Raw genomic sequence first — 25,156 nt, forward strand, 5'->3', positions numbered from 1 at the left:
CCGTGGAAACCGATCTGTTTTCCTAGGTGGAAACAGATCGGTTTCCGATCGATGGCCAGCCCATGACCAGCGACTAAGGGGAAAAGTGAGTACCACCTTCGACCGCGGGGCGCCCGCCTCCGGGACAACAGACTCGGGCCGCCGCGGCTCACACGCCGTGCGCTGGTGGGTGCTCGTCGTGCTGGGCGTGGCACAGCTCATGGTCACGCTCGATGCGACCGTGGTGAACATCGCGCTGCCCGAAGCGCAACATGACCTCGGCTTCAGCGACGGCAGCCGGCAGTGGGTCATCACGGGGTACGCCCTGGCGTTCGGCAGCCTGCTGCTGCTCGGGGGCCGGCTCGGTGACCTGTTCGGCCGGCGTACGACGTTCGTGACCGGCCTGATCGGTTTCGCGGTCGCCTCCGTCGTTGGTGGCGCGGCCGGCAGCTTCGAGATCCTCGTCGCGGCACGCGTGGCCCAGGGCCTCTTCGCCGCGCTGCTCGCGCCCGCGGCACTCTCACTGCTCAGCGTGACCTTCACCGACCCGGCGGAGAGGCCGAAGGCGTTCGGCATCTTCAGTGCGCTGTCCGGTGCGGGCGCCGCGGTCGGACTCCTGCTCGGCGGCATGCTCACCGAATGGGCGTCGTGGCGCTGGGTGATGTACGTCAACGTCATCTTCGCGGGCGTCGCGCTGGCCGGTGCGCTGCTGTTGCTGGCCAAGCCCGCGGTCACCGAGCGACCCAAGATCGACATTCCCGGCACCGTCGTGGTGAGCGCCGCGCTGTTCGGCATCGTCTACGGCTTCGCGCACGTCGAATCCACCAGTTGGACCGACCCGGTCGCCCTCGGCTCCATGATCAGCGGGGTGGTGCTGCTCGCGGTGTTCGCCTGGCTGGAACGCCGGGTCGCACATCCGCTGCTGCCGCTGCGAGTCGTACTGGACCGGACCCGAGGCGGCTCGTTCCTGGCCGTGTTCGTCCTGGGCATGGGGATGTTCTCGATCTTCCTGTTCCTGACCTACTACCTGGAGGCCAGCATCGGCTACTCGCCGATCGAGGCCGGTCTGTCCTTCCTGCCGATGGTCGCGGGCATCGTCGCCGCGTCGACCACAGTGCCTTCGCTGCTGCTGCCCAGGGTCGGCCCGAAGGTCGTGGTCAGCGCCGGCTTCCTGGTCTCCGCATCCGGTATGGCCCTGCTGACCCGGCTCACGCTGGACAGCGGCTACGTCGCCGACATCATGCCGGGCATGATCCTTTTGGGCCTCGGTATCGGTGCGGTGATGACCACCTCGTTCCAAGGTGCGACCGCAGGCGTGCACCACGAGGACGCGGGCGTCGCCTCGGCGCTGATCAACACCAGCCAGCAGGTGGGCGGCTCGATCAGCACGGCACTGCTGACCACCGTCGCCTCATCGGCCGCGACCGACTACCTGTCCTCACACAAGCCCAGCGCACTGACCATGGCCCAGGCCGGGGTCGAGAGCTACACGGCCACCCTGGCGTGGGGCGCCGGGATCTTCGTGGTCGGCGCGGCGCTCACGGCGTTCCTGATGCCGAATGCGGCTCTGGCGCCGTCGGAGGGCGAGCCTGTGATCGCCCACTGAGCCCGATGATGTGGGCTGAATTCCCGGGCCGGTGGACACGCCGGCCATCGGGGGTCCCACCCCCATCGAGGCGCCGCCCGGCTTCTACGCTTCCTCGCGGCGCCATCGTAAACCGATCGGTTTTTAACGGCCCGGGATCGAGTTAACCTCAGAATATGACCACCGAAGCAATCCCAAGCTCCCGAGAGCGACTGCTGGAGGCAGCGGCCACACTCACCTACCGAGACGGCGTCAACATCGGCGTCGACGCGCTGTGCAAGGCGGCGGGGGTGTCCAAGCGCTCCATGTACAAGCTGTTCGAGAGCAAAGGCGACCTGCTGGCGGCAAGCCTGGAGGAACGCGCCTCCGCCTATGTGACGGCGCTCCTCCCCGCGGCGGACGACGACCGTCCACCCCGCGAGCGGATCATGCACCTCTTCGAACAGGCGGAGGCGCAGGCGGGCACACCCGACTTCCAGGGCTGCCGGTACCTCGTCGTGCAGATCGAGCTCAAGGACCCTAGCCACCCCGCGAGCCGGGTGGCCCGTCGGGTCAAGGAGAACCTGACCGCCTTCTTCCGTGCCGAGGCCGAACAGGGCGGGGCGAGCGACCCGGACCTGCTGGCCCGTCAGCTGATCCTGGTCTTCGACGGCGCCAGCGCCCGTGCGGGAATCAAGGCCGACACTCAGGGCGGGCTCATCACTCCCACCGTGGCCGTCCTGCTCGATGCGGCGGGCATGCGCTGACGCATCGCGCGACACCCGGCCTCCGGCGACCGGCCCACGCCCGGGAGGAACTTGACCATCGGCCCGAAGGAGCGGCTCGCCGCACGGGGTTGCGTCCAGAAACCGATCGGTTTACGGTGGTGAAACCGATCGGTTTCTCGCTGTGCGGGAGAGCCGGTGACTCGAATCCCGAGGAGTACGGATGACTGCCGCGCGCAACGCCGAGGGGCAACCGACGGCCCCGCCTCCCAGGCTTCCGGCGAAGCTCGCCGCCCACCCCTCCGTACAGGCCGTACTCGCCCGGCGCAGGACCGGTGACGCGGGACGCCCGCCCGCGGTGATCGACGCGGCCTGGCTGCGCGAGCTGTGCCTGGCGGCCGGGGCGGACGATGTCGCCGCGGTCAGCCTGGACCACCCGGACCTGGCCGGTGAGCGCGAGCACGCGCAGTCCGCGCTGCCCGGCACCCGCACCCTGATCGCGATGGCGGTCCGGATGAACCGCGACAACTGCCGCTCCCCCGCCCGCAGCGTGGCCAACCAGGAGTTCCACCAGACCGACGAGCAGGCCAACCACGCCGCCCGCGGCGTTACCCAGGCGCTCCAGGACGCCGGTCACCGCGCGCTCAATCCCTCCGTCGGCTTCCCCCAGGAGATGGACCGCTTCCCCCACGAGCGGATCTGGGTGGTGGCGCACAAGACGGTCGCGGTGGCCGCCGGGCTCGGTGTGATGGGCCTGCACCGCAACGTCATCCACCCGAAGTTCGGCAGCTTCATCCTGTTGGTCACCGTCCTGGTGGACGCCGAGGTGAGTGAGTACGGGCAGGCCCTGGACTACAACCCGTGCATCGACTGCAAGTTGTGCGTCGCGGCCTGTCCGGTCGGCGCCATCGCCAAGGACGGCGCGTTCGACGCACTGGCCTGCACCACGCACAACTACCGCGAGTTCATGAGCGGGTTCACCGACTGGGCGCAGACCGTGGCCGACAGCGAGGACGCCGCCGACTACCGCTCCCGGGTCAGCGATTCCGAGAGCGCCTCCATGTGGCAGAGCCTGAGCTCTCCGCCCGGCTACAAGTCCGGCTACTGCCTCGCCGTCTGCCCCGCCGGCGAGGACGTCCTGGGCCCGTACCTGGACGACCGCAAGACGTTCATGGACACCGTGCTGCGCCCGCTCCAGGACAAGAAGGAAACCCTGTACGTCCTGCCGGGCTCCCAGGCACAGGAGTACGCCCGGCGCCGCTTCCCCCACAAGCCCGTCAAGGAAGTCACCGGCGGCTGGCAGCCCCCGGCGAGGCGCTCCGCGTCCACCGGCCGGGAGACACGTACGTCATGAGCGGCAGTCACCCTTTCACGCTTAACCTCACGGCATGAGCACCGAAGTGAAACTGAGCCCCAGGGAGCGCCTGCTGGAGGCGGCGGCCACGCTCACCTACCGAGACGGCGTCAGCATCGGCGTAGAGGCGCTGTGCAGGGCGGCAGGGGTGTCGAAGCGCTCCATGTACCAGCTGTTCGAGAGCAAGGACGAACTCCTGGCGGCGAGCCTGAAGGAGCGCGCCTCCGCCTACGCGGCCACTCTCCTGCCCGCGGCGGACGACGGCCGGTCACCCCGCGAGCGGATCTTGCACGTCTTCGAGCAGGTGGAATCGCAGGCAGGGGCGCCCGAGTTCCGGGGCTGTCGGTATCTGGCGGTGCAGGTCGAGCTCAAGGACCAGAGTCACCCGGCGAGCCGCGTGGCCCACCAGGTCAAGGCGAACCTGACGGCCTTCTTCCGCGCCGAGGCCGAGCAGGGCGGGGCGAGCGATCCCGATCTGCTGGCCCGTCAGCTCAGCCTGGTCTTCGACGGCGCGAGCGCCCGCGCGGGAATTCGGGCCGACAACCTGACCGGGCTCGTCGCACCCACGGTGACCACCCTGCTCGACGCGGCGGGCGTGCACTGACGCATCCCCGTTCGGACCCCCTCACCTCCCGGCGTTCGCGGGAAGCCCGATGGCCGTGAGCGTGTTGCCGAGCATGCCGCAGGCGAAGAAGCCTGCGGTCCTCTCGGCATCAGCGCCCAGCGACAGGTGCACGGTTTCCCAGATGCTCATCCAGCCGGCCCGGACGACTTCACCGATCAGGTCGTCGCCCTGCGCCTCGGCGGCCGCCACGGCGGCATATCCCTGCATCTGCATCAGGAGCGTTTCGGGGTACGTCGAGATCAGCTGCGCATAGGCGTCCGCCATCACCTGCCGGGCTCGCTCGCCTCCCTCCACCCCGTCGGCCGCCCGCTCGAAAGCCAGGCGAGTGTCCTCCGCGCTCCGCACCAGAGCGGCGACGAAGATCGCCTTCTTGTCCGGGAAAAGCCGGAAGAGATACGGCTGCGTGACGCCGACCCGCTCGGCGATCGCAGCTGTGGTGGTGCCGCGGTAGCCGGCGATCGCGAACTCGGCGATCGCCGCGCGAATGACGCTCTCGCGCCGCTCCCGCGCACTGACTCCGCCCATGACCCCACCCCTGCTTGAACTTGCACACAGAAACCGATCGGTTTACTGTAGCGGAAACCGATCGGTTTCGAGTGAACGCGGGAGTCCATGATGACGACAGATCGGCCGGTGGCACTCGTGACGGGTGCGTCATCCGGCATCGGGAAGGAAACCGCACTCGCCCTCGTCGCAGCGGGTTTCCACGTGGTCGGCACAGGCCGCGACACCTCACGCGTCACCCCGCTCGAGGGTGTGACGCTCCTCGACCTCGACGTGGTCAGCGACGCCTCGGTCACCGCCGCGGTCCAGGAGGTGAGCGAACGGTTCGGGCGGATCGACGTCCTGGTCAACAACGCCGGCGTCGGCTCGATGGGGGCGGCGGAGGAAACCTCCGTCGCACAGGCCCAGGCCGTCTTCGACACCAACGTCTTCGGGGTCATGCGCATGGTGAACGAGGTCCTGCCGCACATGCGCGCTCGGCGAGGGGGGCGCATCATCAATATCTCGTCCGTGCTCGGGTTCCTGCCCCAGCCCTACATGGCCGCCTACGCCGCCTCCAAGCACGCGATCGAGGGCTACACCGAGTCCCTGGACCACGAGGTCCGTGACCACGGTGTCCGGGCGCTCATCGTCGAACCCGCCTACACCAGGACCGGGTTCGAGGCCAACAGCGCGAAACCCGAGATCCCCCTGCACGTGTACGCGAAGCAGCGGCAGACCGTCGACCGCGTGATGGCGGAGGCTGTCAGGGGCGGCGACGCCCCCGCCATCGTCGCCAAGGCGATCGTCGCGGCAGCGACCGCCCCGAAGCCGAAGCCGCGCTACACCGCCGGCCCCCTGGCCGGACGCGCACGCGTACTGCGCCGCCTCGCTCCCGCCGCGGTCTTCGACAAGCAGATCCGCAAGATGAACCGGCTGGCCGGCTGAAGAACAACCTCACGGAAAGATCGAGGCTAGGGCTTGAGCACCGCCAGAACATCGTCGAGCGAAACGTCGGCGGGGTCACTCATATCGGACCCGTCGAACGTCTGCCAGATATAGGACGCCGTCCCGCTCTCCCGCAGCGGATGCAGGTCGGCCAATTCCGGATCGTCCCGGAAGCTGTTGAACGCCTCTTCGGACTCCCACTCAACGAGAAACAGAACCTGTCGTGGCGCGAGGTCACCGGCCACGTTGTCCCGGAAGCGGCCGAATGCCACCATGCGACCACCGTACTGCGGAGCCACTTCGGGCAAGCGGCTGAAATACGCCAGGTATTTCTCCACGTCGACCACGTCAAACATATTCAGGGCGTAAAACTTCTTCTTCGCTGAATTCACGCTCATCGCCAATACCCTCTCCGGTAGATTGTGGTTGATGGTGGGGCCCGGTCTACTTGGCGAGCTGGGGGTACAGCCCCGCCAGGTCACCGGCCAGGCCCGCCTTGACCTGCCGCGAGATGTCGTCGGCGAGGACCTCGTGGGCGCCGGTCTCGATGCCGTCGAGGGCGAGTGCGGCCACGTCACGGGGGTCGGACTTGGGGGCGTCGACGCCTGTCGTCAGGTCGGTGTCGACGTAGCCGACATGCAGTCCGGTGACGGCGATGCCGCGCGGCTGCAGCTCCAGGCGCAGGGAGTTGGTCTGCGACCACAGGGCGGCCTTGGAGGCGCTGTAGGAGCCGCCGAGCGCGATCCAGGAGAGCACGGAGTGCACGTTGAGGAGGTGGCCGCCGCCGTTGCGCTCGATGACCGGCACGAAGGCCCGGGCGACGAGGAGCGGGCCGTAGAAGTTGGTCTCGAACTCCCGGCGTATGTCGTCGACCGGGGTGTCGAGGAAGGACCCGCCCACCGAGGCGCCGGCGTTGTTGATCAGCACGGTGACGTCCCCCGCCTGCGCGACGGCCGCGGCCACCGAGGCCGGGTCGGTGACCTCCAGCGCCACCGGGACCGCGTCGGGGTGCGTCACGGTGCGCGGGTCGCGGGCGGTGGCGTAGACCTTGCCGGCGCCGCGCGCGTACAACTCCTCCACCAGCGCCTTGCCTATGCCGCGGCTGCCGCCGGTGACGAAGACGTTGGCGCCCTTCAGAGCGGTCATGACTACCTCCGGAGAATGGGAAACCGATCGGTTTCCAAAAGAGTAGACCGATCGGTTTCCCAGCGCAAGCTCAAGCGTCAGCCGATCCCCGCCGCGTCGGCAGGTGAATTCGGACCAGGGGCGACTCTGGAGGGTTCTTGCTTGCACGTTTCGCGTAGCGGAAGACCGTTCACGAGAGGCAGAGACGCTGGCCGGCGGGCGGCACGTGGGGATGCTCCTCGCGGACCCATAAGACCGGTGAACCACGGTCAGCTACGGTGCGATCGTGCGCTCCCGGCCTGCGGGTCGCGCTGCGCCTGCACGACGACGACTTCGCCACCGCGTTGTACCGCACGTTGCGCGCGGCCCACCCTCACGCCCTCACCCGCAGCCGTAGCGTGTCCACGCTCGCCGCGCCCGCCTTCGCCGGCGCCATGATGGGCCGCCAGATCCTGGGGGCGATCCCGGTCGAACGCCGCGTCCTGCTGTTCGCGGCCCTGAACGTCGCCGGACACCCCCAGTTGGAGGGGCGCACGGTCGCCGAGTCGTTCCGGGCCGGTGCCTGGCGCGTCCTGGCCCTGGACACCGCCGCCCCGGACGACCGGCTCCCCGACCTCGCCGCCAACCCGGCGCACGAGGACTCCGACCGGCCCGCCGGGCTCGTATGGGACATTCACCCGGGCTACGTCCTGCGTCCTCGTGACCGGGTGGTCCTGGCCGCCACCCGACAGGGTCTGGCCGAGCTCCTCGGCCGACAGCCGCACGGCACGGGTCCGGAGAGGACAGGACGGACGGACTGAGCCGACAGCGGCCCGGCATGCCGTCAATCAGTGGCCGCGTCGGCCCGGTATCCATGGATCAGCGCGAGCTTCTCCTCGAAACCGGCATCGCGACGACCGCCCGTGAAGACACCCGGGCCGATCCACCGGTCGGGCAGGACGCTATGGCCGTCGTGTTCATGGATCCCGCCCACAGCACGCATGTCAGTGCTCCTCCCCTCCCGGTTGCCGCCCCGCGGCGTGGCGGGCCCGGGAGTTCGCCGGCGAGTGGCGTGGGTCGGCGGCCCGGTCGATCGCCGTCTCGATCGCGGCGATCCGGTCGGCGAGCAGGCCGAGCGCGGCGACTGCCCGGGACAGGGGCGCGTCCTCGGGACCACCGAGGGCTTGAGAGCGGACGTGGGCCGCTTTCACCGCCGCCCACCTCGACGACTGTTCCGCCGTCAGCGTGCCGCGAAGTTCCGCCAGCTTGAGCAGGTTCGCCTCGGTACCGGTGGTCAGAGTCTGTGCCTCGGCCGTGTAGTGGTCGTCGATCAGCGCGGCGAGCTCGGTGTCGTTCATGACGGGCTGGATGCGCTGCACGATCTTGTTCATGTTGCGGTAGGAGCCCTGCAGTTGGAAGGGCGGTTCCGTGCGGGTCGCGTCCGACTGGGCCGCCGAAGCGATGTAGGCCGCGTTCACCGCCAGAACCGTCCGCCGGGCGGTGAGCAGGTGGCGCAGGACGGCCAGGATCCGCTCCAGCTCGGTGGGGGCGTACGGGTGGGTGAGGCGGTCGGCACGGGACGACCCGTCGCCTTCCGCCAGGCGGATGAGGAGGTCCAGGTCGGTGCGCTCGCGGCCGGCCATGGGAGCGAGCACCGGGTTCGAGGTCAGGGCGTTCTCGATGAAGCTGAGCGCGAAGGCGTCCTCCTTGCCCGTCAGGACGTCGCCGAGGTTCCACACGTCGGCTCGGTTGGCGAGCATGTCGGGCACGCGGAAGCGGCTGCCGGACTCGGTGTAGGGGTTGCCTGCCATGCATACGGCGAACCGCTTGCCGCGCAGATCGTAGGTGCGCGGCTCGCCGTCCCGCACACCTTCGATACGACGTGTGGCGTCGCACAGCGGGATGAACTTCTGCAGCAGCTCCGGGGAGGTGTGCTGGATGTCGTCCAGGTACAGGAGGGTGTTGTTGCCCGCCTCCAGCGCGAAGTTGATCTTCTCGATCTCCTGCCGGGCGGTGGCGTTCGGCGCCTCCGCCGGGTCGAGCGAGGTGACGGCGTGGCCCAGCGCCGGGCCGTTGACCTTCACCAGGACCATGCCGAGCCGGTCGGCGACGTACTCCATGAGGGTCGTCTTGCCGTAGCCGGGCGGCGAGATGAGCAGGAGCAGTCCGCCGGTGTCGGTGCGCCTGGACTCACCCGTGGTGCCGAGCTGCTTGGCGAGGCTGTCGCCGATGAGGGGGAGGTAGACCTCGTCGATGAGCCTGCTCCGTACGAAAGCGGACATCACGCGCGGCCGGTACTCGTCCAGGCGGATCCGCGTGCGCTCGGCGTTGACCAGGGCTGTCCGGTGGCGCTGGTACGCACGGTGGGCGGGGACGTCGTGCAGGCGGAAGTGCTTCGTACGGGCCAGGAGTTCGTCGATGCGCACGGTGAGCTTGCGGCCGGTGATGCGCGGGTGCGTGCCCAGCAGCTCCTCGACGGTCTCGGTCAGTGCCGCGTCGGACTCGTGCCGGACCAGATCCGGGCAGAGCTCGGCGGCCACCGCCTCGGCCAGGTCGCCGGGCGTGATGTCCAGGCCGGTGGAGGAGGCGTACGAGGACAGCCATGCCTCGACGAGCTGCTTGCGGGCGGCCGGCTCGACGAGTGCGGTGAGGTCGTCGTCGTAGGCGGATGTGCCCACGGTGCGGCGGAACTTGTCGAGCATCGTGCGTGTGCCGGCGCTGATGACGAAGCCGTCGGGTCCGGTGGTCAGCTCCTCGAACAGGTAGGCGGCTGAGCTGCCTGCGTCCTCGCCTCCGATCGCTTCCGCCAGTTCCGCCCGCAGGTCGGCGATGGCGGGCACGAGGCCGAAGGTGTCCCGCGCCCGGGCCAGCGACACCGCACGCCGCGTCCAGTTGTCGCGCGCCTCGGGCGTCGTCCCGTGCGCCCAGAACAGGTGGGCAGCGGCCCGGGCGACGGGCTCGTGGCGGAGCAGTCCCGCCTCGTCGTGCAGGCGCAGGAGCGCGGTGAGGATCGCCGTCGCGTCGTGGTCGTGGACGCCGCGCTCGTAACCCTCGTCGTACGCCGTCTCGGCTGCCTGCCGCACGAAGGCGGGCAGGTCGGCCTCCGCGAGGGCCTCGGGACCGTGTTCGTCCAGCAGGCGGGCGGCGAGATGCTCGGCGCGGTAGACCTCGGGCGACTCCGAGGGCAGGGGGCGGTCCCAGTACCGGCGGGTGGCGGTGAAGTCGGGGTCGGTGACCGGGGAGCGGTAGTCGGTGCCGGTCACCGCGAAGGCCAGGCCGTCGCCGTGCGGGACCAGGGTGAGATCGAGGGGCTGCGTGTTCACGGCGAAACGGTGGTGGCCCAGGCGAAGGGCGCGGCCGTCGTCGGAGTACAGGTCGGTGCGGTCGCGCAGGGCGCGAAGTGCCTCTTGCCGGGCTGCCTTGAGGCGGCCGTCCAGTTCCTCGGCCCGCACCTGGTCGCCGAGGTCCCGCAGTTCGTCGGCGATACGGCGGACCTTGGCCGGCATCGGGTCGGAGGAGAAGTAGGTGGTGACCGCGTCCGCGTCCGTCAGGGTCGCGGCCCGGCGGGCCACGGTGGTGAGGACGCGGGTCGCGGAGCCGGCCAGGCGTTCGGCGTGACGGGCGCGGGTGTCGGCGAGGGTCTGCTTGCGGGCGGAGAACGCTTCGTGGACCTCGTCGCGCCTGTCCGCGAGGGTGTCGAGGAAGTCGTCGAACTCGGCGAACCGGGATTCGAGGTTCTCCACCTGGACCAGGAGGCGGGAGAGCTGTTCGTCGCACGCGTCGGGGCTGTCGGCCGCGGCGAGGGCCCCGGCGACGGTCTGGCCCAGCAGCGCGAGCTCGGCGGCGAACCCGGCCCGGCTCTCCTGGTCGAGGAGGGAACGACGGCGGGTTTCGAGGATGGCGCGAGCCCGGTTGACTCCGCCGAGGACCTCGGCGACGCGCTCCAGTACGGACGTACGGACCGTGGCGTCACCGATGTCGAGCCCGGCGACCACCTCGGTCACCACGCTCATCCCTTCGGCCAGCTCGTCGAGGCGGGCCATCATGGGCCCGGTCTCCGCGACGGTGGCGATGGCCTCCGCATCCTCGATGAGCCGCTCGACGTCCACGTGGTGGCCGGCGAAGGCGTCCTCGCGTGCCAGGTGGGCGACGGCCCGCTGCCCGAACGCGACCAGATCGGCCTCGGTGTCGGAGGCGAGCTCGTCGATGCGGTCGCGGTCCGCGTACCGCGTCTCCTTGAGGGTCAGCAGGTGCCCCTGCGCCTGGCGGAGCTCCGTCAGCCCGGTCACCCACGCGGCGGCTCCACGCGGCGCCTCACCGCGTAGCCGTCGTACGACGGCGGCGATCCGTGCTGCGGCTTCGTCGAGCGCGTCGGTGGCCCGCCGGGTGAGGGTCTGCACGGTCTCGAACTCGGCCAGGACCTGCTCCGCCGTGGCCGTCAGCTGCGCCAACGGGGTCTGGAGATCACCGAGTTCGGGGTCGGCCAACCAGTGGTGGGTGTCCGCGACCCGGACGCAGGCGGCCACCAGCGCCCCGTACACCTCGCTGGTGGGAGTCGTCTCGGCGACGGCCCCGGTGATGGACAGGCAGTCGGAGATGCCCCGCACCAGGTCGGCGTTGCCGACGCGGGCCAGTGGGCCGGTGCCGACGGGCTGGGCGGCCGCGTGGGTGTCCGAGACGTACGGGGAGTTCCACAGCTGTGCGGGGTGAACGCGCCGTGGGTCGTCGCTCTCGGCACGCAGGACCACGAGCGCGCCGTCGCCGAGGAGTGCCCAGCCGTGACAGGACAGCGGGGCGGCCATCTCCTTGCGGATCGTGTTGTACGGCAGGAGCAGGCTGCGGCCCTCGGCGCTCGCGTGGAAGGCGTAGAGCACGTCCTCGCCGTTCGGGGAGCGGATCTCCCGCTCGAACTCCAGCTCCGCCGTGTCGATTTCGTACGTCTTGTGGGTCCCGGAGGCCAGGCAGTACCCGCCGGGGAAGACGATGCCCTGGTCGTCCGGCAGGCGGCGGCAGGCCCTGCCGATGTCGTCGAGGCGGACGACGGCCCTGGTGAGGGTGTTGTACACCAGGTGGCGGTCGGTGGCCTCCTTGTAGGGGCGCACGCGCAGCAGGATCAGGGCGCCCACGCGCGCGTGGGCGATGTCCGCGTCCGCGAGGGACTGGAGCGGCTCGTCGACCGGCTCGCTGTGAATGCCCTCAGCGGTCTCGGTGTCGTCCTCGGTCTTGACGGTGAGGGTGCCGCCGACCGTGGAGACGAACACCTCGCCATCGACGGAGACATGGGGATGGCGGCCGAGGACGTGGTCGTCGCGGGTGACCGGCGTCCACTCGACATCGTGGGAGGCCGGCAGGACGTGGTCACGGTCGCCGCGTGCGTCCAGGAACGTGGCCCGGCCGTCGCCGGACAGGGACCAGCGCAGGACGCGGATGTCGTCCGTCTTCTCCCCGGTCTGGAAGACGGCGAGCAGCTTGTCCTCGACGAGGCGCAGTCGCAGGAGACGGGCCTGGCGGTAGTAGCGGTGCAGCGCCGCGAACTCCCGGACGAAGGAGGGGTCGTCGAGCAGGCCGGGCACGGCGTCGTCCGGCAGCCGCCCGAGGGTGCGGTCGTGCAGGGCCAGGACCTCGCCCACGCCGGTGTCCGCCTCGCGGCCCGGGACGGCGTTGTAGCCGAAGAGCAGCACGTCCCCCACGGCGACGATGTCCCGGGGCACCACGGTGTCGTCGGTACGCAGCCGCTCCGTGCGGGCGAGTTCCAGCCGCATCGAGCCGAACTCCTCGCCCCGGCGGGCGTTGAGCGCCTCGGTGCGGCGGGCGAGCTCGGCGGCCTGCGTGGTGAGTCGGTCGCGCAGAACGTCGTACGTACCCGAGGCCAGTGGCTCGTACGTCCCGGTGTCCGATGGCTCGTACGCGCCGGTGTCCAGGCCGGTGGTCATGGATTCCCTCTCAGGAAGTCGAAGGAACACGGTCCGGAGCCGCCGTCCCCTGTGCGGCGGCTCCGGACCGGGGCGGGCGGGTCAGGCGTGGACGGCCTTGCCGTTGAGGGCGCTGAGCGGCTTGTCCGCGAGACCCAGCTCGCCGGCCTTGTCGAGCAGTTGCTGGAACTGCCCCGAGTCGGCCCCGCCGGTCCGCATCAGCTTCATCAGCAGCGCCGATACGGTCAGGTTCTGCACGTCGGCCGTGGAGACCGAGCCGAGGATGCGGCCCAGGTCGTCGGTGAAGCTGGAGGTGCCGTCGAGCCAGGGCGCGGCCAGCGCCTGCGCGGTCTCGGAGTGCTGGACGAAGCCGTCGATGCCCTTGCCCAGCGCGATCGAGGACACCAGCCGGTCGAAGAAGACTGACTCGCCGCCGACGATGTTGATGTCGGCGTTCTCCAGCCCGGTGGCGAGCACAGTGGCCTGCGCCTCGGCGACCTGACGCTGCACGTCCAGGCCCGCGAGCCGGATGTCCTTCTCGGCCTCCAGCCGCAGCCGGTACTCCTCGTGGCCACGGGACGCGTCGTCGAGGGCGGCCATCGCCGCCGCCTTCTCCGTCAGCCCGGCCGCCTCGGCCTTCAGCTTCTCGCCGATACCCTCGGCCTCGGCGAGGGCCCGCGCCTTGGTGCCCTCGGCCTCGGCCCTCATCCGGGCCTGCGTCGCCTCGGCTTCCGCGCGGCCGGCCTTCTCGATGACCTCGGCCTCCTTGTCGCGGACCTGGACCGCCGCGAGCCCTTCCGCAGCCGCCTCGGCCTGGACGCCCTCGGCGAGGCGGAGCTTGGCCCGTGCGTCGAGGTCGGCCGTCTTCAACCGGGCCTCGGCCAGGGTCAGTTCCTCGGCGGCACGGTGCGTGGCCGACTGCTCGGCGGCCTCGGCGGCCTTGATGTCCTTGACCAGCTTCTCCTGCGCCTCGGCTTCGGCGGCGATGATCACGGCCTGCCGCTGCCGCTCCGCCTCCTCCACGGCGCGCAGCTTCTTGATGGACTCCTCCTGCTCGGCGACCGTACGGTCCACCGCGACCCGCTCGCGGATGACCTCGGCGATGTCCCGCTTCTCCGCCTCGACCTCCTTCTCGGCGGCGATCCGGGTCAGCTGCGTCTCCCGCTCCCTCGCGATGACTTCGAGGAGACGGTCCTTCTCGATGCGCTCGTTCTCCACAGCGATGACCCGCTCGCGGTTCTTCGCGGCGACGGCGACCTCACGGGCCTGGTTCTCCCGCTGCACCCCGAGCTTCTCCTCGGTGGCCAGGAACGCGCCCTGGGCCCGCAGCCGCTCCTCCTCCACCACCCGCGCCGTCTCGGCCTCCTCCCGGGCCCGTACGGTCGCGATCTCCCGCCGCTGCTTGATCTCCGCGTCGGTCTGCCGACGCTCCAGCTCCAGGATGGCCTCCCGGGCATCCACGTTCTGCCGGGTGATCTCCTTCTCCTCGGTGCGCTGGGCCTCGTTGGTGCGTACGTGCTCGACGGCTGTCAGCTCGGTGATCTTGCGGATGCCCTGGGCGTCGAGAACGTTGGCCGGGTCGAGCTGGGTCAGCGGCGTCTGCTCCAGGTAGTCGATCGCCGCGTCCTCCAGGTGGTAGCCGTTCAGGTCGACGCCGATGACCTCGATGATCCGGTACCGCAGCTCGTCGCGCTTGGTGTACAGGTCGGTGAAGTCCAGCTGCTTGCCGACGGTCTTCAGCGCCTCGGAGAACTTCGCGTGGAACAGCTCCTGCAGCGTGTCCCGGTCACTGGCCCGTGCGGTACCGACCGCCTGGGCGACCTTGATGACGTCCTCGACGGTCTTGTTGACCTTCACGAAGAACGTGATCCGGATGTCGGCGCGTATGTTGTCCCGGCAGATCAGCCCGTCCTTGCCGGTCCGCGTGATCTCGATGGCCTTCACCGAGATGTCCATCACCTCGGCCTTGTGCAGCACCGGCAGCACGACCTGCCCGGTGAAGGTCACGTCGACCTTGCGCAGCTTGGAGACGATCAGCGCCTTGCCCTGCTCCACCTTGCGGAACAGCTGGGAGACGACGAGGACGGCGAGCGCGGCGACGACGACGAGCACGCCGACGCCCAGAGTGATGGCATTCATTGCATACGTCCTTAGGGCATAAGGAAGGTGAGGCGTAAGGGAGTTGAAACGTGAGGCAGGAGGGCGGGTCGCGGCCCGGTGGCGCCGTGCGTCAGGCCGCGTGGTCCATGAGATCCCGGCCTCGGCCCCTGTCCCTGTTCCTGTCCTCTGTCCGGAGTCGGTCGGACGGACTTGGTTCATCGGGGAAGGGACGGTGCAGGGGCCGTACGAACAGGCGGGTCATCCGCCATGCGGCAAGCAGCGCAAGGACCGGCACGACCATGCGCAGCAGTCCGATGGCGGGTCCCGGCGAGGTGAACACGACCAGGACGAGAGTCCCGCCCACACTCAGGGCCCAGGCCAGAAGGGTCAGCGAGGAGAGGGCGATCGCCACCGGCACGCCGCCCATGCCCCACGCACGAAGATCCAGGTCCGCATCGAAGCTGTGGGTGCTGGTGAGGCGCGCGGCAACCAGGATCCAGAAGCACAGCACCACGACGAGGGCGGCGGTCAGCAGGATCGTGGGCAGACCGGTGGCGACCGCCAGAAACGTCCGCATCAGCTGGTCCCCCTTTCCGGCCGCAGTGCTCGTCCGCCGTGTCTCGGTGACGCATCGCGTGCTCCGGGCTCCGGTGCCGGACACCTGCCGGTGTCCGGCACCGGAATCCCCCGCAGTGCTCCCCGCAGGTCATGGTGCACGGCACTCCCCCGCCCGCGCATTGCCGGGTCCCGGCAGCATTCATTAGTGTCTGCGTGCCGGTAAGCCGCTAAGAAACCGTCACCGGCGCGTCAAGAACCCGGGGGCGACGTGGTGGAACGGGAGATTCCCGAGCAGTATCTGGAGGGCTGTGCCCAGATTCTGGCCGAGGTCGCGGCCACGGGGCGGCGCCTCACCCGGGAGGAACTCACCTCCCGCCGGGACCTCGGTGAGCTGGCCGCGGACGCCGGCCACGGACTGCGCGCCCTCGTCAGCGCCCATCTGACCGCCGCACGCGCGGCGTGGCCGGCCACTCCCGGCACAGCCGACTCGGCCCTGGCCGCCCTGCACCAGGTCATAGACGCCTTCTCGGAGGGCTACGAACGCGCCCAACGCCACGCTGTTCGTCAGGAGGAGGCCGCGCGCCGGGAGTTCATCGACGACCTTCTCTACGGCCGTAGCGACCTGGGGCGCCTCGCCGAACGCGCCGAACGCTTCGGCCTGCGCCTCTCACACGCCCACGCCGTGGCCGTCGCCGAAGGTCCCACCGCCTACGACGAGGGCGCCCCGGTCCCCCGCCAGGTGGAACGCGCCCTCATCTCCCGCTTCGGCGACCGCAGCATCCTGCTCACCACCAAGGACGGCCGGCTCCTCTGCATCGCCTCCGGCCACCAGGACGAGGTTCTCGCGTTCTTCGCCAAGCAGGCCCACGCGGCCACGGAAGGCGGCCGCGTCGCCATCGGGCGAGCCCAGCCAGGCCCCGGCGGAGTCGTCCACTCGTACGAAGAGGCGCTGAACGCCTTGGAACTGGCCGAGCGCCTGGAACTGGAGGACCCGGTCCTCCACGCTGCGGACCTGCTCGTGTACCCCGTCCTGACCCGCGACCGGCAGGCCATGGCGGATCTCGTGGTGAGCAGCCTCGGTCCGCTGACGACGGCTCGCGGTGGCGCCGGGCCCCTGCTCGGCACTCTCACCGCCTACTTCGATTCGGGCTGCGTGGCCGCCGAGGCCGCCCGCCGTCTCTCGCTCAGCGTGCGCGCCCTGACCTACCGGCTGGAACGCATCCACAAGCTCACCGGCGCGAATCCGGCTGATCCGGCGCACCGCTACATGCTCCAGACCGCGGTGATCGGTGCCCGGCTGCTGGACTGGCCGGCAAAGGACCTCTGACGCACAGCAATGCCGGCTTGGGGCAGCCCGTCGCCTCTCCTGGCGGAGCTTCCCCCGTTGCGCCGGGCCGAATGTTCGTCTGCAACCAGGTCGTACGGCTGCGGAGGAGGCCGAGCCGCTCATGACCGCGGCAGTGGAATGCCGCACCCGGGACCGGCAGGAGTAACGTGAACAGCAGGGAGAGCCAGGATGCAGGACCCTCTCCGTCGGGTGGCCGCTCGGCCGACCCCCACACCGCGAGCCCTCGGCTCGGGCAACGCGAAAAGGCAGGTGAGCGCGATGCCGGACTCCCCTACCTCGCATCCCGAAGGGCTCCTGGCGGACGGCGTGCACGAGTCGTTGCGCCCCGGAACGGCTCTCCTGCGGCTCACCACCACCCACGACCGCCAGGGCATGCTCGACGGTGCGTGGTGGCCTCGTTCGAGGGACCCCGCCACCGAACTGCCTGGCCTGATCAGCGCACTGACCGAGCGCCTCGGACCGGTCACCCGGATCGGCCTGGACTCCGGGGCCTGGGACGAGATGCCGACGCGGATGACCGTCGACGACCGTGTCGTGCACATCGACGCCTTCTCCGTGGGCGACGACACCGCGCTCGTGACGCGAGGAGACCAGGACTACTTCTCCCTGCTGGTGATACCGCCGGACACGCCTCCCGACGCGGCGCGGGCCGCGATGGCCGAAGCAATCAGTGCGGACAACCCCAAGCAGGCCGTGCAGATCCTCATCGACACCAACGCGGGCCGAACCCGACGGTAAAACACCCATTCCCTAAACAAGAAGACCTGCGGAACTATTCCCGGCCCGCGATCGACCACGCCGTGCTACTGTCGAATCAGGTTGCAGTTGTGGTTGCCAAAAGGATTCATTTTCCGACGGGTTGATCATCACGGCGACACGAAGCCCGCATATGGCGAGCTTCGAGCACCGTTTCCGAAGGAGAAATGATATGGCCACCGGCACTGTGAAGTGGTTCAACGCCGAAAAGGGCTTCGGCTTCATCGCGCAGGACGGCGGCGGCGCCGACGTCTTCGCCCACTACTCGAACATCGCCAGCCAGGGCTTCCGTGAGCTCCAGGAAGGCCAGAAGGTGTCGTTCGACGTCGCTCAGGGCCAGAAGGGCCCGACCGCCGAGAACATCGTTCCGGCCTGACACCGGCTCTGACACATATTTCGCAGCTGGGGCCCGCACCTTGGGGTGCGGGCCCCAGCTCGCTGCTTTTCCAGGGGAATGAGCCCCTGCTGTCTTCGGCCCGTTCTCGCGATTCTCTGCGCTCTTCATCGTGCTGCGGGAATTCCTTGATACGCGCCTGCATCAAGGAAGGTTCCGCATGAACCGAGCACGTCCTTCACGCACCACCCGGCCCACCCGTACCTACGATCACTCCGAGGGCTCCGGCACAGGCCGCGCCGGCACCCGGCACCGGCACAAGCCCAAGGGCCGGGGTGACCGACCCGCCGCGCCCAGCGCCGACTTCACTCCGCCGCAGACGATCGAGCCCGCGCTGCCCGCCGTCGAGTCGTTCGCCGAACTCGCCATGCTGGCACCCCTGCTGGCCGCGCTCGGCCACGAAGGTGTGACCGTGCCCTTCCCGATCCAGTCGGCCACCCTGCCGAACTCCCTGGCCGGCCGTGACGTACTCGGCCGTGGACGTACCGGTTCCGGCAAAACCCTCGCCTTCGGCCTCCCGGTCCTGGCCCGTACGGCGGGCCGGCGCGCCGAACCGCGGCAACCGCTGGCCCTGGTCCTGGTACCCACCCGCGAACTCGCCCAGCAGGTCACCGACGCCCTCACCCCGTACGCCCGTGCCGTACGGCTGCGGCTGGCCACCGTGGTCGGCGGGATGTCGATCGGCAGGCAGGCGCATGCGCTGCGGAACGGGGCAGAGGTCGTCGTTGCGACGCCGGGGCGGCTCAAGGACCTCATCGACCGAGGCGACTGCCGGTTGCGCGACGTCTCCATCACCGTCCTGGACGAGGCGGACCAGATGACCGACATGGGGTTCATGCCCCAGGTCACCGCGCTGCTCGACCAGGTGCGGCCCGGCGGCCAGCGGATGCTCTTCTCCGCGACCCTCGACCGCAACGTCGACCTGCTCGTCCGCCGCTATCTGAGCGACCCGGTGGTCCACTCCGTCGACCCGTCGGCGGGTGCGGTCACCACGATGGAGCACCACGTCCTCCATGTGCACGAGGCGGACAAGCACCGCACGACCACCGAGATCGCGGCGCGGGACGGCCGGGTGATCATGTTCTTGGACACGAAGCACGCGGTGGACCGGCTGACCAAGCACCTCCTCGGCAGCGGCGTCCGCGCCGCCGCGCTGCACGGCGGCCGGTCCCAGCCACAGCGCACCCGGACTCTCGCTCAGTTCAAGAGCGGGCAGGTGACGGTGCTGGTGGCGACCAATGTCGCGGCGCGCGGCATCCACATCGACGACCTCGACCTGGTCGTCAACGTGGATCCGCCCGGCGATCACAAGGACTACCTGCACCGTGGCGGCCGTACGGCCCGTGCCGGCGCGTCCGGCAGCGTCGTCACCCTGGTGACGCCCGGCCAACGTCGCGGCATGACCCGGCTGATGGGCTCGGCCGGCATCAACCCGAAGATCACCGCGGTGCGTTCGGGCGAGGCGGAGCTGAGCCGCATCACGGGCGCCAAGGCCCCGTCCGGTGTCCCCGTCGTCATCCCCGCGCCGACCATGGAGCCGCTCCGCGGGGCCGCGGCCCGTGCGTCGGCCTCGGCCCGGAGCCGTCGAGGGCGCACCGCTCGGGGCCGGTCCGCAGGGCAGCGCCACGCCGCGTGACGTGCAGGCGATCCACCGTCGGCCCGGCGACCCGTCCGGAGCCGTCCCGACCAGAAGCCCGTACCACAGGAGGCAGCCATGACACCGGTCCGGACGCATCGAAACCCGACCGCTCCCGACCTCACGACCAGGGCCTGCGGCGGGGACACTACCGAGCTGCGGGTCGGTGACGACATGACCGTCGAGGTCGCCCTGTCCGTCATGGCCGGTGCCGATGTGGAGTATCTGCTCCTGTGCGACGGGGACGACGAGCGCACCGGCTCGGTCACCCTGGCCGAACTCGTCACGCACCGCGACAGCTCCGCCTACACGGACCGCGTCCGCCTGCGGGACGTCCTCGGCACACTGTGCCCGGCCGCCGGCTAGTTCTCCCTGTCCCTGTGATGCACCGGCGCTGCGTCAGCGCCGGGTGGGCGGGAGTGCGCCCCGCCACCCGGCGGGCATGTGTGCCTTCCCACGGGCCGCCGGCGGCACGGCACGCAACCCCGTAGCCGGTTCCCGTACCGGAACTCTGGTCGGGCGGGCGGGAATGCCACCCCGTTCAGCGGAGCACCAGCAGGCGGCGTGGGGCGAAACGGGACGCCCCGGCGTCCTCAGCCGGGAGGCAGCTCCAGCCCCAGGCCAGCAGTGCCCGGTAGGTGTCCATGTCACCGCGGTCGACCAGGGTGACGCCGAGTGCGCCGGTGTGTCCTCCCAACAGCCGCCTCTGCAGGCGCCGGGCGAGGTTCCACTCGCGGGTCAGGTTCTGGGTGCGCACCCGGCGCTCCACGAGGACGTCGGCGACCGCGAAGAGCTTGCCCGAGACAGCGGCACGGAACAGGATCTCCGGGAGATATCCGTCGAGGCCCTGCCACCAGGGGCCGGTGCCGCGTATGGGGAAGCCGTAGGCACATGCCGTGAGGACGGTGGCGCCCGAAGGGCGGACGGCCTCCGCGACGAGCAGCTCGAACCCGGGCCGCCGCATATGACCGGCGAGCCGCAGCATGAAGGCGTCGGACCCGGCCCGGTCCGACGGGTCGAGGAACCCCGGCTCGGCCGGCTCGCTCGACGAGGTGTGAGCGTACAACTCTCCGAGCTCCCAGATCCGGTCGTCGATCTGGCGCCGGGTCAAGGGCCGGACGAACTCGCCCCTGTCGGGTGACGGCCCCTGCCGGTGTCGCGGCGGACACGGTATCTCGGGAGGCGTCCCGGGAAGGGGGGTCGCTGGGCGGGCCGGCATGTGCGCAGTCATGAGGCGAACCCTGCCCCCGGGCCCGGACGGGTCCGACCCGGCATCGTCGTTCGCCGAGAACGGCACTCGGCACATGCGCCGGCGCACGAGAAGCCCTCGGCGCATACGAGGCTACGCCCGCCCCGGCGACCAGCGGGGGGGCACGCCCCGATGCGGTCGGGAAACCGTCGGGTGTCTGCCTCCTCAGATGACTGCAACTGTGCAGCACACCGGGCCTCGTCGTGCCATGCCCGGGAGCCCTGACATCTGTCAGGATCCCTCCTGCCTGCCTGTCTCCTAGCCTTTCGCGCAGGACGCCCGGCACGGGGCGGAACAGAAGGGCAGGACATGACGATCCTCTGGAAACGCGCACTCGTCACCGGAGCAGCGGGGATCGCTCTCGCCGGCGGAGTCGGTCTTGTGACCGCCTCACCCGCGGCGGCAGCGGAGCCCAACGTGCTGCAGTGCAGGGCCTGGGTCGCGGACAATCGCGCCTACGGCGAGTGCTTCAACCCCGGGACGCAGCTGCACGCGTTCTCCGTACACGCCATCTGCGGCTGGTCCCCGGACGCTTACTCGAATTGGTACTACGTGACGCCGGGCGGGACCACCACTGTCAGTATCGGCTGCGGCCCGTTGAGCACCGGCGTCGGCGGCGCGGCCATCGAGTACGGCGGCTGAGCGTCCCGGAACACCCAGATCCATCAAAAGCCCCCTAGACGGTCGATGAAGATCTTGGGTTCTGGCCCTGCCGCATGAGCGGCAGGGCCAGACTCGTCATGTGGTGAGTGGACGACGTAGATGGTGTGGCCCGAACGCAGAGGCGCGCTGAACACCGGCCAGAACAAGGGGTCACGGTGAAAAGCGGCCCCCAAGTGCCCCGAAGCGGCCATGAGGTGAGGGCTCGGTGGTCGATGCCGCTGGACGGGTGTAGTTCGGCAGCTGCCTCCGGTGCCCTGCGCCCGGAGTGGTGCGTGGCCGGATTACATGAGCCTGCGTCTCGGCACGGGGCGTGCCGGCGTCCTTCGCGGCCCCGGATCCGACGAATCAAGGAGCGCGATGGCAGAGCGCGATTCTCGCGACCGCACTGGCCGCAGCCCGCTACTTCGCGGGCTCGCCGCTGCCGTGCTCGCGGTCGGCATGCTGGTGGTCTCGGCGGGACCCGGATTCGGGACCGGCGCGGCCACTCTGCCGCCCGGCACACAGTTCACGCCGTTGACGGCGGCCGTGATGACCGAACCGACGCCGTTCGTCGCCACGGACGGCAGGACGCATCTCTCGTACGAACTGCTCACCACGAGCTCACTGCCCAGCAGCACACCCTTGCGGCTCGACCGTGTCGACGTCCAGGACGCCCGCACGCACCGCGTCGTCGGCTCGCTGAGCGGGCAGGCGTTGGCCGAGGCCGCCAATCCGGTGGGTGACCCCCTGCCGGGTGCGGACGGCTACACCCCGGCGCCCCCGGCGCCGACGCCGACCGTCATCCAGGGCTCCCAGCAGTGGGTCATCTGGCTCGACCTGGTCCTCGAGCGTGGTCGGGCGGTGCCCGCGGTCCTCGAACACCATCTCTCCGGCGCCGTCCTGAGCCCCTCCGGTCCCGCCGCCTTCGAGGAGACGGTGCAGGCCACCCCGACCTCCGACAGCGCGCCGTTGAATCTGAGCCCGCCTGTCCGGCCCGGTACCTGGTACTCCAGTGAGTCGTGCTGCGGCAACACCCACCACCGGCGCGGCCTCGCCCCGATCAACGGTCGCTTCTACGTGCCGCAGCGCTTCGCGATCGACTGGTACCGGGTCGGCGAGCGAGGGCAGACCTGGGAAGGCGACCCCACACGGCTCGACAGCTACCTGAGCTACCGTCAGCCGGTCGTGGCCGCGGCCGGCGGCAGAGTGGTGGAGGTCCAGGACGGACTCCCGGACCAATCGCCGCCCGTCACACCGCCCACCCCGCCGATCCAGGACACCGTCGGCAACCACGTCACCGTGGAAGTCGCGCCGGGCCGCTATCTGCTCTACGCCCATCTGAAGCCAGGCTCGCTCAAGGTCCGGGAGGGCGACCGCGTCGACTGCGGCCAGGTCCTCGGGCTGATCGGCAACAGCGGCAACTCCACCACGCCGCACCTGCACTTCCAGGTGATGACCACGGCCGAGTTCTTCCCGACCGACAGCCCGCCGTTCACCTTCCGGCAGTTCCGCGTCCTCGGACAGGTCGAACCCCGGCTCTGGGACGACAACCTGGGCCTGCAGCCGACCGGCGTCCTGCCGATCACGCGCTCGCCGTACGCGGGCCCTCACCGTGCGCGGTATCCGCTGGACCGCGAGGTGCTGGAGTTCTGAGGGGACTCCGGTCGTGCGCCGAAGTACTCGACGTACTCGACCAAGCGCTTGGGGCGGCGGCCGTACTCCTTGACTCCTGAGAGTTCGGCCGCCGCCCCTTCCCCGCCGTGCGACCGGGTGTTACTGGATGGTCCAGCCGACGCTGCCGACACCCGTGCTGTACCAGGCGCAGGTGGCGGAGGACTGGCCGTACTGGCCCGGGTTCAGGGTCACCCAGTCACCGGAGACGTCGGGGGCCCGGCCGCAGACGACCTCGGCGCGGAACCGGATGGTGCGGTCGCTGTTGTTCGTGCAGCTGGCGATGCCCCGGTCCGTGTCGACACCGTGGACCGCGCCACGGCAGTCGACCGAGCCGGCGGCGGACGCCGGGGCGGCCGCGGCGCCGAGGGACAGGGCCACCGCCGAGACGGTGGTGGCGAGACCTGCGGCGAACATCTTCTTACTGCGGATCATTCTTGTGCCCCCGAGAGGTTGCGGTTTGCATCTGCTGACCTCAGTGAACGGCAGGGGGGCGGACCTGGGTACCTGACATCTGTCAGGGTGCGCGGCGCGGAGTCTGTCGTCGTCCTAGCGGCCCCGCCGTACGGCAGCCTCGGTCTTCTCGACCCAGCCGAGGTACCAGTCACGGCCAGTCCCGCAACAGGACGACCAACGCCCACCAGATGGCGATGGCCGCGGTGTACTACCAGCCCCTCAACTTCCTCTTCTGGTACGACAAGCCGTCCAAGTACTCCAACCCGGCGAACTGGCCGGGCCTGCCCTGGTTCAACGCCGTCCCCACGACCTGGGACGAGAGCCACACCCTGGCCGGGGCGATCGGCGAGTACGTGGCGGTCGCCCGCCGCGCAGGCGACACCTGGTACGTCGGCGCCATGACGAACGAGACACCCCGGAACCTGTCGATCCCCCTGTCCTTCCTCGGCGCCGGGACCTACACGGCGACCGTCTACTCCGACGGCACACCGGGCACCGACCCGTTCCGCACCCCGGTCGTGGTCGGCACCCGGACCGTCACCTCGGAGACCACGCTGGACGTGGCGATGGCGCCGGCGGGCGGCCAGGCGATCATCCTGAAGCCGAGCTGATGTTGAGGACCGTTGTCGCATCCGCCTTGTAGCGCGCGATCTCCTCGTCCGTGAACTCGCGGGGCTCCGGGAAGCCGAGGCCGACCACCGCGGCGATCCTGGTGGGGTCGTCCGGGGCGAAGACGGGGACAGTGACCGAACCCTTGGAACCGGAGAGACGGGCCGGGGGGGGCGAGTCGAACGGCGGGGAGAGCCTTCGCGTCCGGGAACGGGCCGTCGAATTCAGGGAGGAGAAGGATGCCGGCCCCGAGGCAGAGGCCCTCGTCGATCGCCGTATCCGGCAACCGCCTCGCGGCCATGAAGCCCGTTCCGATCCCCCGGATCTCGGTCGGCCGGGAACAACGTCAGTACCACCATCGGCGGGGCACCCGTCTCCAGGCCGATGACCGCGAGGATCGCGGTGCACAGCCACTGCGGAGCGGAAGGACCGGCCCCGGGCCCGCGATCCGGCCGTCGACTTCAGCGAGAAGATCCAGCTGCCGCTCGACAGGTCGAAGGACGTGATGCCGGGCCCCTCGAAGGCGAGGCCCTGCGCTCGGCGTTGGCGCTGGACGGCGTCCGGCATGACGTGGAGGTCTGGTCGCTCGTCGCCGACGGGTGACGGGTGACGGCGGGGTCGCAGGCACCTTTACGGCGACTCCGCGCCCTCCCGGCCCGCGCCATGCCGTTCGCCGCCGTCGACGAGGCCCTGTCGCCGGGCGTCGTCGTCGGCCAGCAGTCCCAGCAGTTGCGCCACGGCCAGCCCCGACTCCGCCGGGTGACGCAGGGTGGTTCCCGATCGGATGCGGTAGGTGTTCGATCTGCCTTCGCGGGTGTGGGTGAGATATCCGCCGGCTTCCAGATCGGAAATGATCTTCCCCACCGCGCGTTCGGTCAGCCGGCAGTGAGCGGCGATGTCTCGGATGCGGGTCGTGTGGTCGTCGGCGATCGCCGCCAGGACCCGGGCATGGTTGGTGAGAAAGGTCCACCCGGTATGCGGCTCAGGCACTTCTCCCATCCCTTCAGCATAGGACCACTTGTTCGCGTATTGGAAAGACCGAA

23 protein-coding genes and 1 pseudogene are annotated in these 25,156 nt (G+C 70.1%); 14 read left to right on the forward strand and 10 right to left on the reverse strand.

Annotated features, from left to right (window positions below):
- Positions 1-85 precede the first annotated feature (85 nt).
- The 4 genes from IE325_RS36455 to IE325_RS36470 all read left to right on the forward strand — a co-directional run bounded on the left by IE325_RS36455 (position 86) and on the right by IE325_RS36470 (position 4,226).
- On the forward strand, positions 86-1,585 hold the full coding sequence (locus IE325_RS36455; RefSeq protein ID WP_190074430.1) for an MFS transporter: 1,500 nt from the start codon (positions 86-88) through the stop codon (positions 1,583-1,585).
- A gap of 155 nt (positions 1,586-1,740) precedes the next feature.
- Positions 1,741-2,310 carry a TetR/AcrR family transcriptional regulator gene (locus IE325_RS36460; protein ID WP_190074431.1) on the forward strand — a complete coding sequence of 190 codons (570 nt, stop codon included), beginning with the start codon at positions 1,741-1,743 and terminating at the stop codon, positions 2,308-2,310.
- Between the two features lie 181 nt (positions 2,311-2,491).
- A complete protein-coding gene (locus IE325_RS36465; protein ID WP_190074432.1) occupies positions 2,492-3,622 on the forward strand; it encodes a 4Fe-4S binding protein in 1,131 nt (376 codons plus the stop codon).
- 34 nt (positions 3,623-3,656) lie between these two features.
- Entirely contained in the window at positions 3,657-4,226 is a 570-nt protein-coding gene (locus IE325_RS36470) for a TetR/AcrR family transcriptional regulator (protein ID WP_190074433.1), read from the forward strand.
- Between the two features lie 21 nt (positions 4,227-4,247).
- On the opposite strand, the gene IE325_RS36475 is transcribed toward IE325_RS36470, so the two are convergent.
- A complete protein-coding gene (locus IE325_RS36475) occupies positions 4,248-4,772 on the reverse strand; it encodes a TetR/AcrR family transcriptional regulator (protein WP_190074434.1) in 525 nt (174 codons plus the stop codon).
- A gap of 90 nt (positions 4,773-4,862) precedes the next feature.
- Between IE325_RS36475 and IE325_RS36480 the strand changes: the two genes are divergently transcribed.
- Positions 4,863-5,678, forward strand: a complete 816-nt coding sequence (locus tag IE325_RS36480) for an oxidoreductase (protein WP_229912272.1) — start codon at positions 4,863-4,865, stop codon at positions 5,676-5,678.
- A 26-nt stretch (positions 5,679-5,704) separates the two neighbouring features.
- Here the strand turns inward: IE325_RS36480 and IE325_RS36485 are convergent, their stop codons facing one another.
- Together IE325_RS36485 and IE325_RS36490 are read right to left on the reverse strand one after the other, a co-directional pair.
- Positions 5,705-6,076 carry a DUF1330 domain-containing protein gene (locus IE325_RS36485; RefSeq protein WP_190074436.1) on the reverse strand — a complete coding sequence of 124 codons (372 nt, stop codon included), beginning with the start codon at positions 6,074-6,076 and terminating at the stop codon, positions 5,705-5,707.
- 46 nt (positions 6,077-6,122) lie between these two features.
- A complete protein-coding gene (locus tag IE325_RS36490) occupies positions 6,123-6,824 on the reverse strand; it encodes an SDR family oxidoreductase (RefSeq protein ID WP_190074437.1) in 702 nt (233 codons plus the stop codon).
- A 260-nt stretch (positions 6,825-7,084) separates the two neighbouring features.
- Between IE325_RS36490 and IE325_RS36495 the strand changes: the two are divergent.
- Positions 7,085-7,603: pseudogene (locus tag IE325_RS36495) on the forward strand (potassium transporter TrkA); the annotation flags it as partial.
- A gap of 23 nt (positions 7,604-7,626) precedes the next feature.
- Here the strand turns inward: IE325_RS36495 and IE325_RS36500 are convergent.
- The 4 genes from IE325_RS36500 to IE325_RS36515 form a co-directional block, all read right to left on the reverse strand.
- Complete coding sequence (locus IE325_RS36500) at positions 7,627-7,785, reverse strand: hypothetical protein (RefSeq protein ID WP_190074438.1); 159 nt, start codon at positions 7,783-7,785, stop codon at positions 7,627-7,629.
- A gap of 1 nt (position 7,786) precedes the next feature.
- A complete protein-coding gene (locus IE325_RS36505) occupies positions 7,787-12,715 on the reverse strand; it encodes a DNA repair ATPase (RefSeq protein WP_190074439.1) in 4,929 nt (1,642 codons plus the stop codon).
- 81 nt (positions 12,716-12,796) lie between these two features.
- Positions 12,797-14,833 carry a flotillin family protein gene (locus IE325_RS36510; protein WP_190074440.1) on the reverse strand — a complete coding sequence of 679 codons (2,037 nt, stop codon included), beginning with the start codon at positions 14,831-14,833 and terminating at the stop codon, positions 12,797-12,799.
- 91 nt (positions 14,834-14,924) lie between these two features.
- Positions 14,925-15,371 carry a hypothetical protein gene (locus IE325_RS36515; protein WP_190074441.1) on the reverse strand — a complete coding sequence of 149 codons (447 nt, stop codon included), beginning with the start codon at positions 15,369-15,371 and terminating at the stop codon, positions 14,925-14,927.
- Positions 15,372-15,620: 249 nt separating this feature from the next.
- On the opposite strand from IE325_RS36515, the gene IE325_RS36520 reads away from it, so the two are divergent.
- The 5 genes from IE325_RS36520 to IE325_RS36540 all read left to right on the forward strand — a co-directional run bounded on the left by IE325_RS36520 (position 15,621) and on the right by IE325_RS36540 (position 19,852).
- Positions 15,621-16,679 (forward strand): PucR family transcriptional regulator, encoded by a 1,059-nt coding sequence (locus IE325_RS36520; protein ID WP_190074442.1) that lies wholly within the window; start codon positions 15,621-15,623, stop codon positions 16,677-16,679.
- 279 nt (positions 16,680-16,958) lie between these two features.
- A complete protein-coding gene (locus IE325_RS36525) occupies positions 16,959-17,438 on the forward strand; it encodes a DUF5994 family protein (RefSeq protein WP_190074443.1) in 480 nt (159 codons plus the stop codon).
- Between the two features lie 190 nt (positions 17,439-17,628).
- Positions 17,629-17,832 carry a cold-shock protein gene (locus IE325_RS36530; RefSeq protein ID WP_190074444.1) on the forward strand — a complete coding sequence of 68 codons (204 nt, stop codon included), beginning with the start codon at positions 17,629-17,631 and terminating at the stop codon, positions 17,830-17,832.
- 178 nt (positions 17,833-18,010) lie between these two features.
- Entirely contained in the window at positions 18,011-19,486 is a 1,476-nt protein-coding gene (locus tag IE325_RS36535; RefSeq protein ID WP_190074445.1) for a DEAD/DEAH box helicase, read from the forward strand.
- A 78-nt stretch (positions 19,487-19,564) separates the two neighbouring features.
- Complete coding sequence (locus IE325_RS36540; RefSeq protein ID WP_229912273.1) at positions 19,565-19,852, forward strand: CBS domain-containing protein; 288 nt, start codon at positions 19,565-19,567, stop codon at positions 19,850-19,852.
- Positions 19,853-20,027: 175 nt separating this feature from the next.
- On the opposite strand, the gene IE325_RS36545 is transcribed toward IE325_RS36540, so the two are convergent.
- Positions 20,028-20,597, reverse strand: a complete 570-nt coding sequence (locus IE325_RS36545) for a hypothetical protein (protein WP_190074446.1) — start codon at positions 20,595-20,597, stop codon at positions 20,028-20,030.
- Positions 20,598-21,044: 447 nt separating this feature from the next.
- Between IE325_RS36545 and IE325_RS36550 the strand changes: the two genes are divergently transcribed.
- Both IE325_RS36550 and IE325_RS36555 read left to right on the forward strand, forming a co-directional pair.
- On the forward strand, positions 21,045-21,377 hold the full coding sequence (locus IE325_RS36550; protein ID WP_190074447.1) for a hypothetical protein: 333 nt from the start codon (positions 21,045-21,047) through the stop codon (positions 21,375-21,377).
- 378 nt (positions 21,378-21,755) lie between these two features.
- A complete protein-coding gene (locus IE325_RS36555) occupies positions 21,756-23,030 on the forward strand; it encodes a M23 family metallopeptidase (protein ID WP_190074448.1) in 1,275 nt (424 codons plus the stop codon).
- Positions 23,031-23,150: 120 nt separating this feature from the next.
- Here IE325_RS36555 and IE325_RS36560 read toward each other — a convergent pair whose 3' ends face one another.
- The gene (locus IE325_RS36560; protein WP_190074449.1) at positions 23,151-23,483 is read right to left on the reverse strand and encodes a hypothetical protein; all 333 of its coding nucleotides are present in this window, start codon (positions 23,481-23,483) and stop codon (positions 23,151-23,153) included.
- 215 nt (positions 23,484-23,698) lie between these two features.
- On the opposite strand from IE325_RS36560, the gene IE325_RS36565 reads away from it, so the two are divergent.
- Positions 23,699-24,115, forward strand: coding sequence for a glycoside hydrolase family 97 C-terminal domain-containing protein (locus IE325_RS36565; RefSeq protein ID WP_229912274.1), 417 nt, complete (start codon positions 23,699-23,701; stop codon positions 24,113-24,115).
- A 628-nt stretch (positions 24,116-24,743) separates the two neighbouring features.
- Here the strand turns inward: IE325_RS36565 and IE325_RS36570 are convergent.
- Positions 24,744-25,112: a MarR family transcriptional regulator gene (locus tag IE325_RS36570; protein ID WP_190074450.1), complete on the reverse strand. Its 369-nt coding sequence runs from the start codon at positions 25,110-25,112 to the stop codon at positions 24,744-24,746.
- Positions 25,113-25,156 lie beyond the last annotated feature (44 nt).

Origin of the sequence: Streptomyces lanatus, from assembly GCF_014655715.1 — a bacterium.
GTDB lineage: Bacteria > Actinomycetota > Actinomycetes > Streptomycetales > Streptomycetaceae > Streptomyces > Streptomyces lanatus.

Coding starts and splice junctions, on each gene's coding strand:
- IE325_RS36525 (WP_190074443.1), top strand. CDS start 16,959: ATGCCGGACTCCCCTACCTCGCATCCCGAAGGGCTCCTGGCGGACGGC.
- IE325_RS36515 (WP_190074441.1), bottom strand. CDS start 15,371: ATGCGGACGTTTCTGGCGGTCGCCACCGGTCTGCCCACGATCCTGCTG.
- IE325_RS36470 (WP_190074433.1), top strand. CDS start 3,657: ATGAGCACCGAAGTGAAACTGAGCCCCAGGGAGCGCCTGCTGGAGGCG.
- IE325_RS36560 (WP_190074449.1), bottom strand. CDS start 23,483: ATGATCCGCAGTAAGAAGATGTTCGCCGCAGGTCTCGCCACCACCGTC.
- IE325_RS36465 (WP_190074432.1), top strand. CDS start 2,492: ATGACTGCCGCGCGCAACGCCGAGGGGCAACCGACGGCCCCGCCTCCC.
- IE325_RS36475 (WP_190074434.1), bottom strand. CDS start 4,772: ATGGGCGGAGTCAGTGCGCGGGAGCGGCGCGAGAGCGTCATTCGCGCG.
- IE325_RS36500 (WP_190074438.1), bottom strand. CDS start 7,785: ATGCGTGCTGTGGGCGGGATCCATGAACACGACGGCCATAGCGTCCTG.
- IE325_RS36485 (WP_190074436.1), bottom strand. CDS start 6,076: ATGAGCGTGAATTCAGCGAAGAAGAAGTTTTACGCCCTGAATATGTTT.
- IE325_RS36550 (WP_190074447.1), top strand. CDS start 21,045: ATGACGATCCTCTGGAAACGCGCACTCGTCACCGGAGCAGCGGGGATC.
- IE325_RS36505 (WP_190074439.1), bottom strand. CDS start 12,715: ATGACCACCGGCCTGGACACCGGCGCGTACGAGCCATCGGACACCGGG.
- IE325_RS36480 (WP_229912272.1), top strand. CDS start 4,863: ATGACGACAGATCGGCCGGTGGCACTCGTGACGGGTGCGTCATCCGGC.
- IE325_RS36460 (WP_190074431.1), top strand. CDS start 1,741: ATGACCACCGAAGCAATCCCAAGCTCCCGAGAGCGACTGCTGGAGGCA.
- IE325_RS36555 (WP_190074448.1), top strand. CDS start 21,756: ATGGCAGAGCGCGATTCTCGCGACCGCACTGGCCGCAGCCCGCTACTT.
- IE325_RS36490 (WP_190074437.1), bottom strand. CDS start 6,824: ATGACCGCTCTGAAGGGCGCCAACGTCTTCGTCACCGGCGGCAGCCGC.
- IE325_RS36535 (WP_190074445.1), top strand. CDS start 18,011: ATGAACCGAGCACGTCCTTCACGCACCACCCGGCCCACCCGTACCTAC.
- IE325_RS36570 (WP_190074450.1), bottom strand. CDS start 25,112: ATGGGAGAAGTGCCTGAGCCGCATACCGGGTGGACCTTTCTCACCAAC.
- IE325_RS36510 (WP_190074440.1), bottom strand. CDS start 14,833: ATGAATGCCATCACTCTGGGCGTCGGCGTGCTCGTCGTCGTCGCCGCG.
- IE325_RS36565 (WP_229912274.1), top strand. CDS start 23,699: ATGGCCGCGGTGTACTACCAGCCCCTCAACTTCCTCTTCTGGTACGAC.
- IE325_RS36530 (WP_190074444.1), top strand. CDS start 17,629: ATGGCCACCGGCACTGTGAAGTGGTTCAACGCCGAAAAGGGCTTCGGC.
- IE325_RS36540 (WP_229912273.1), top strand. CDS start 19,565: ATGACACCGGTCCGGACGCATCGAAACCCGACCGCTCCCGACCTCACG.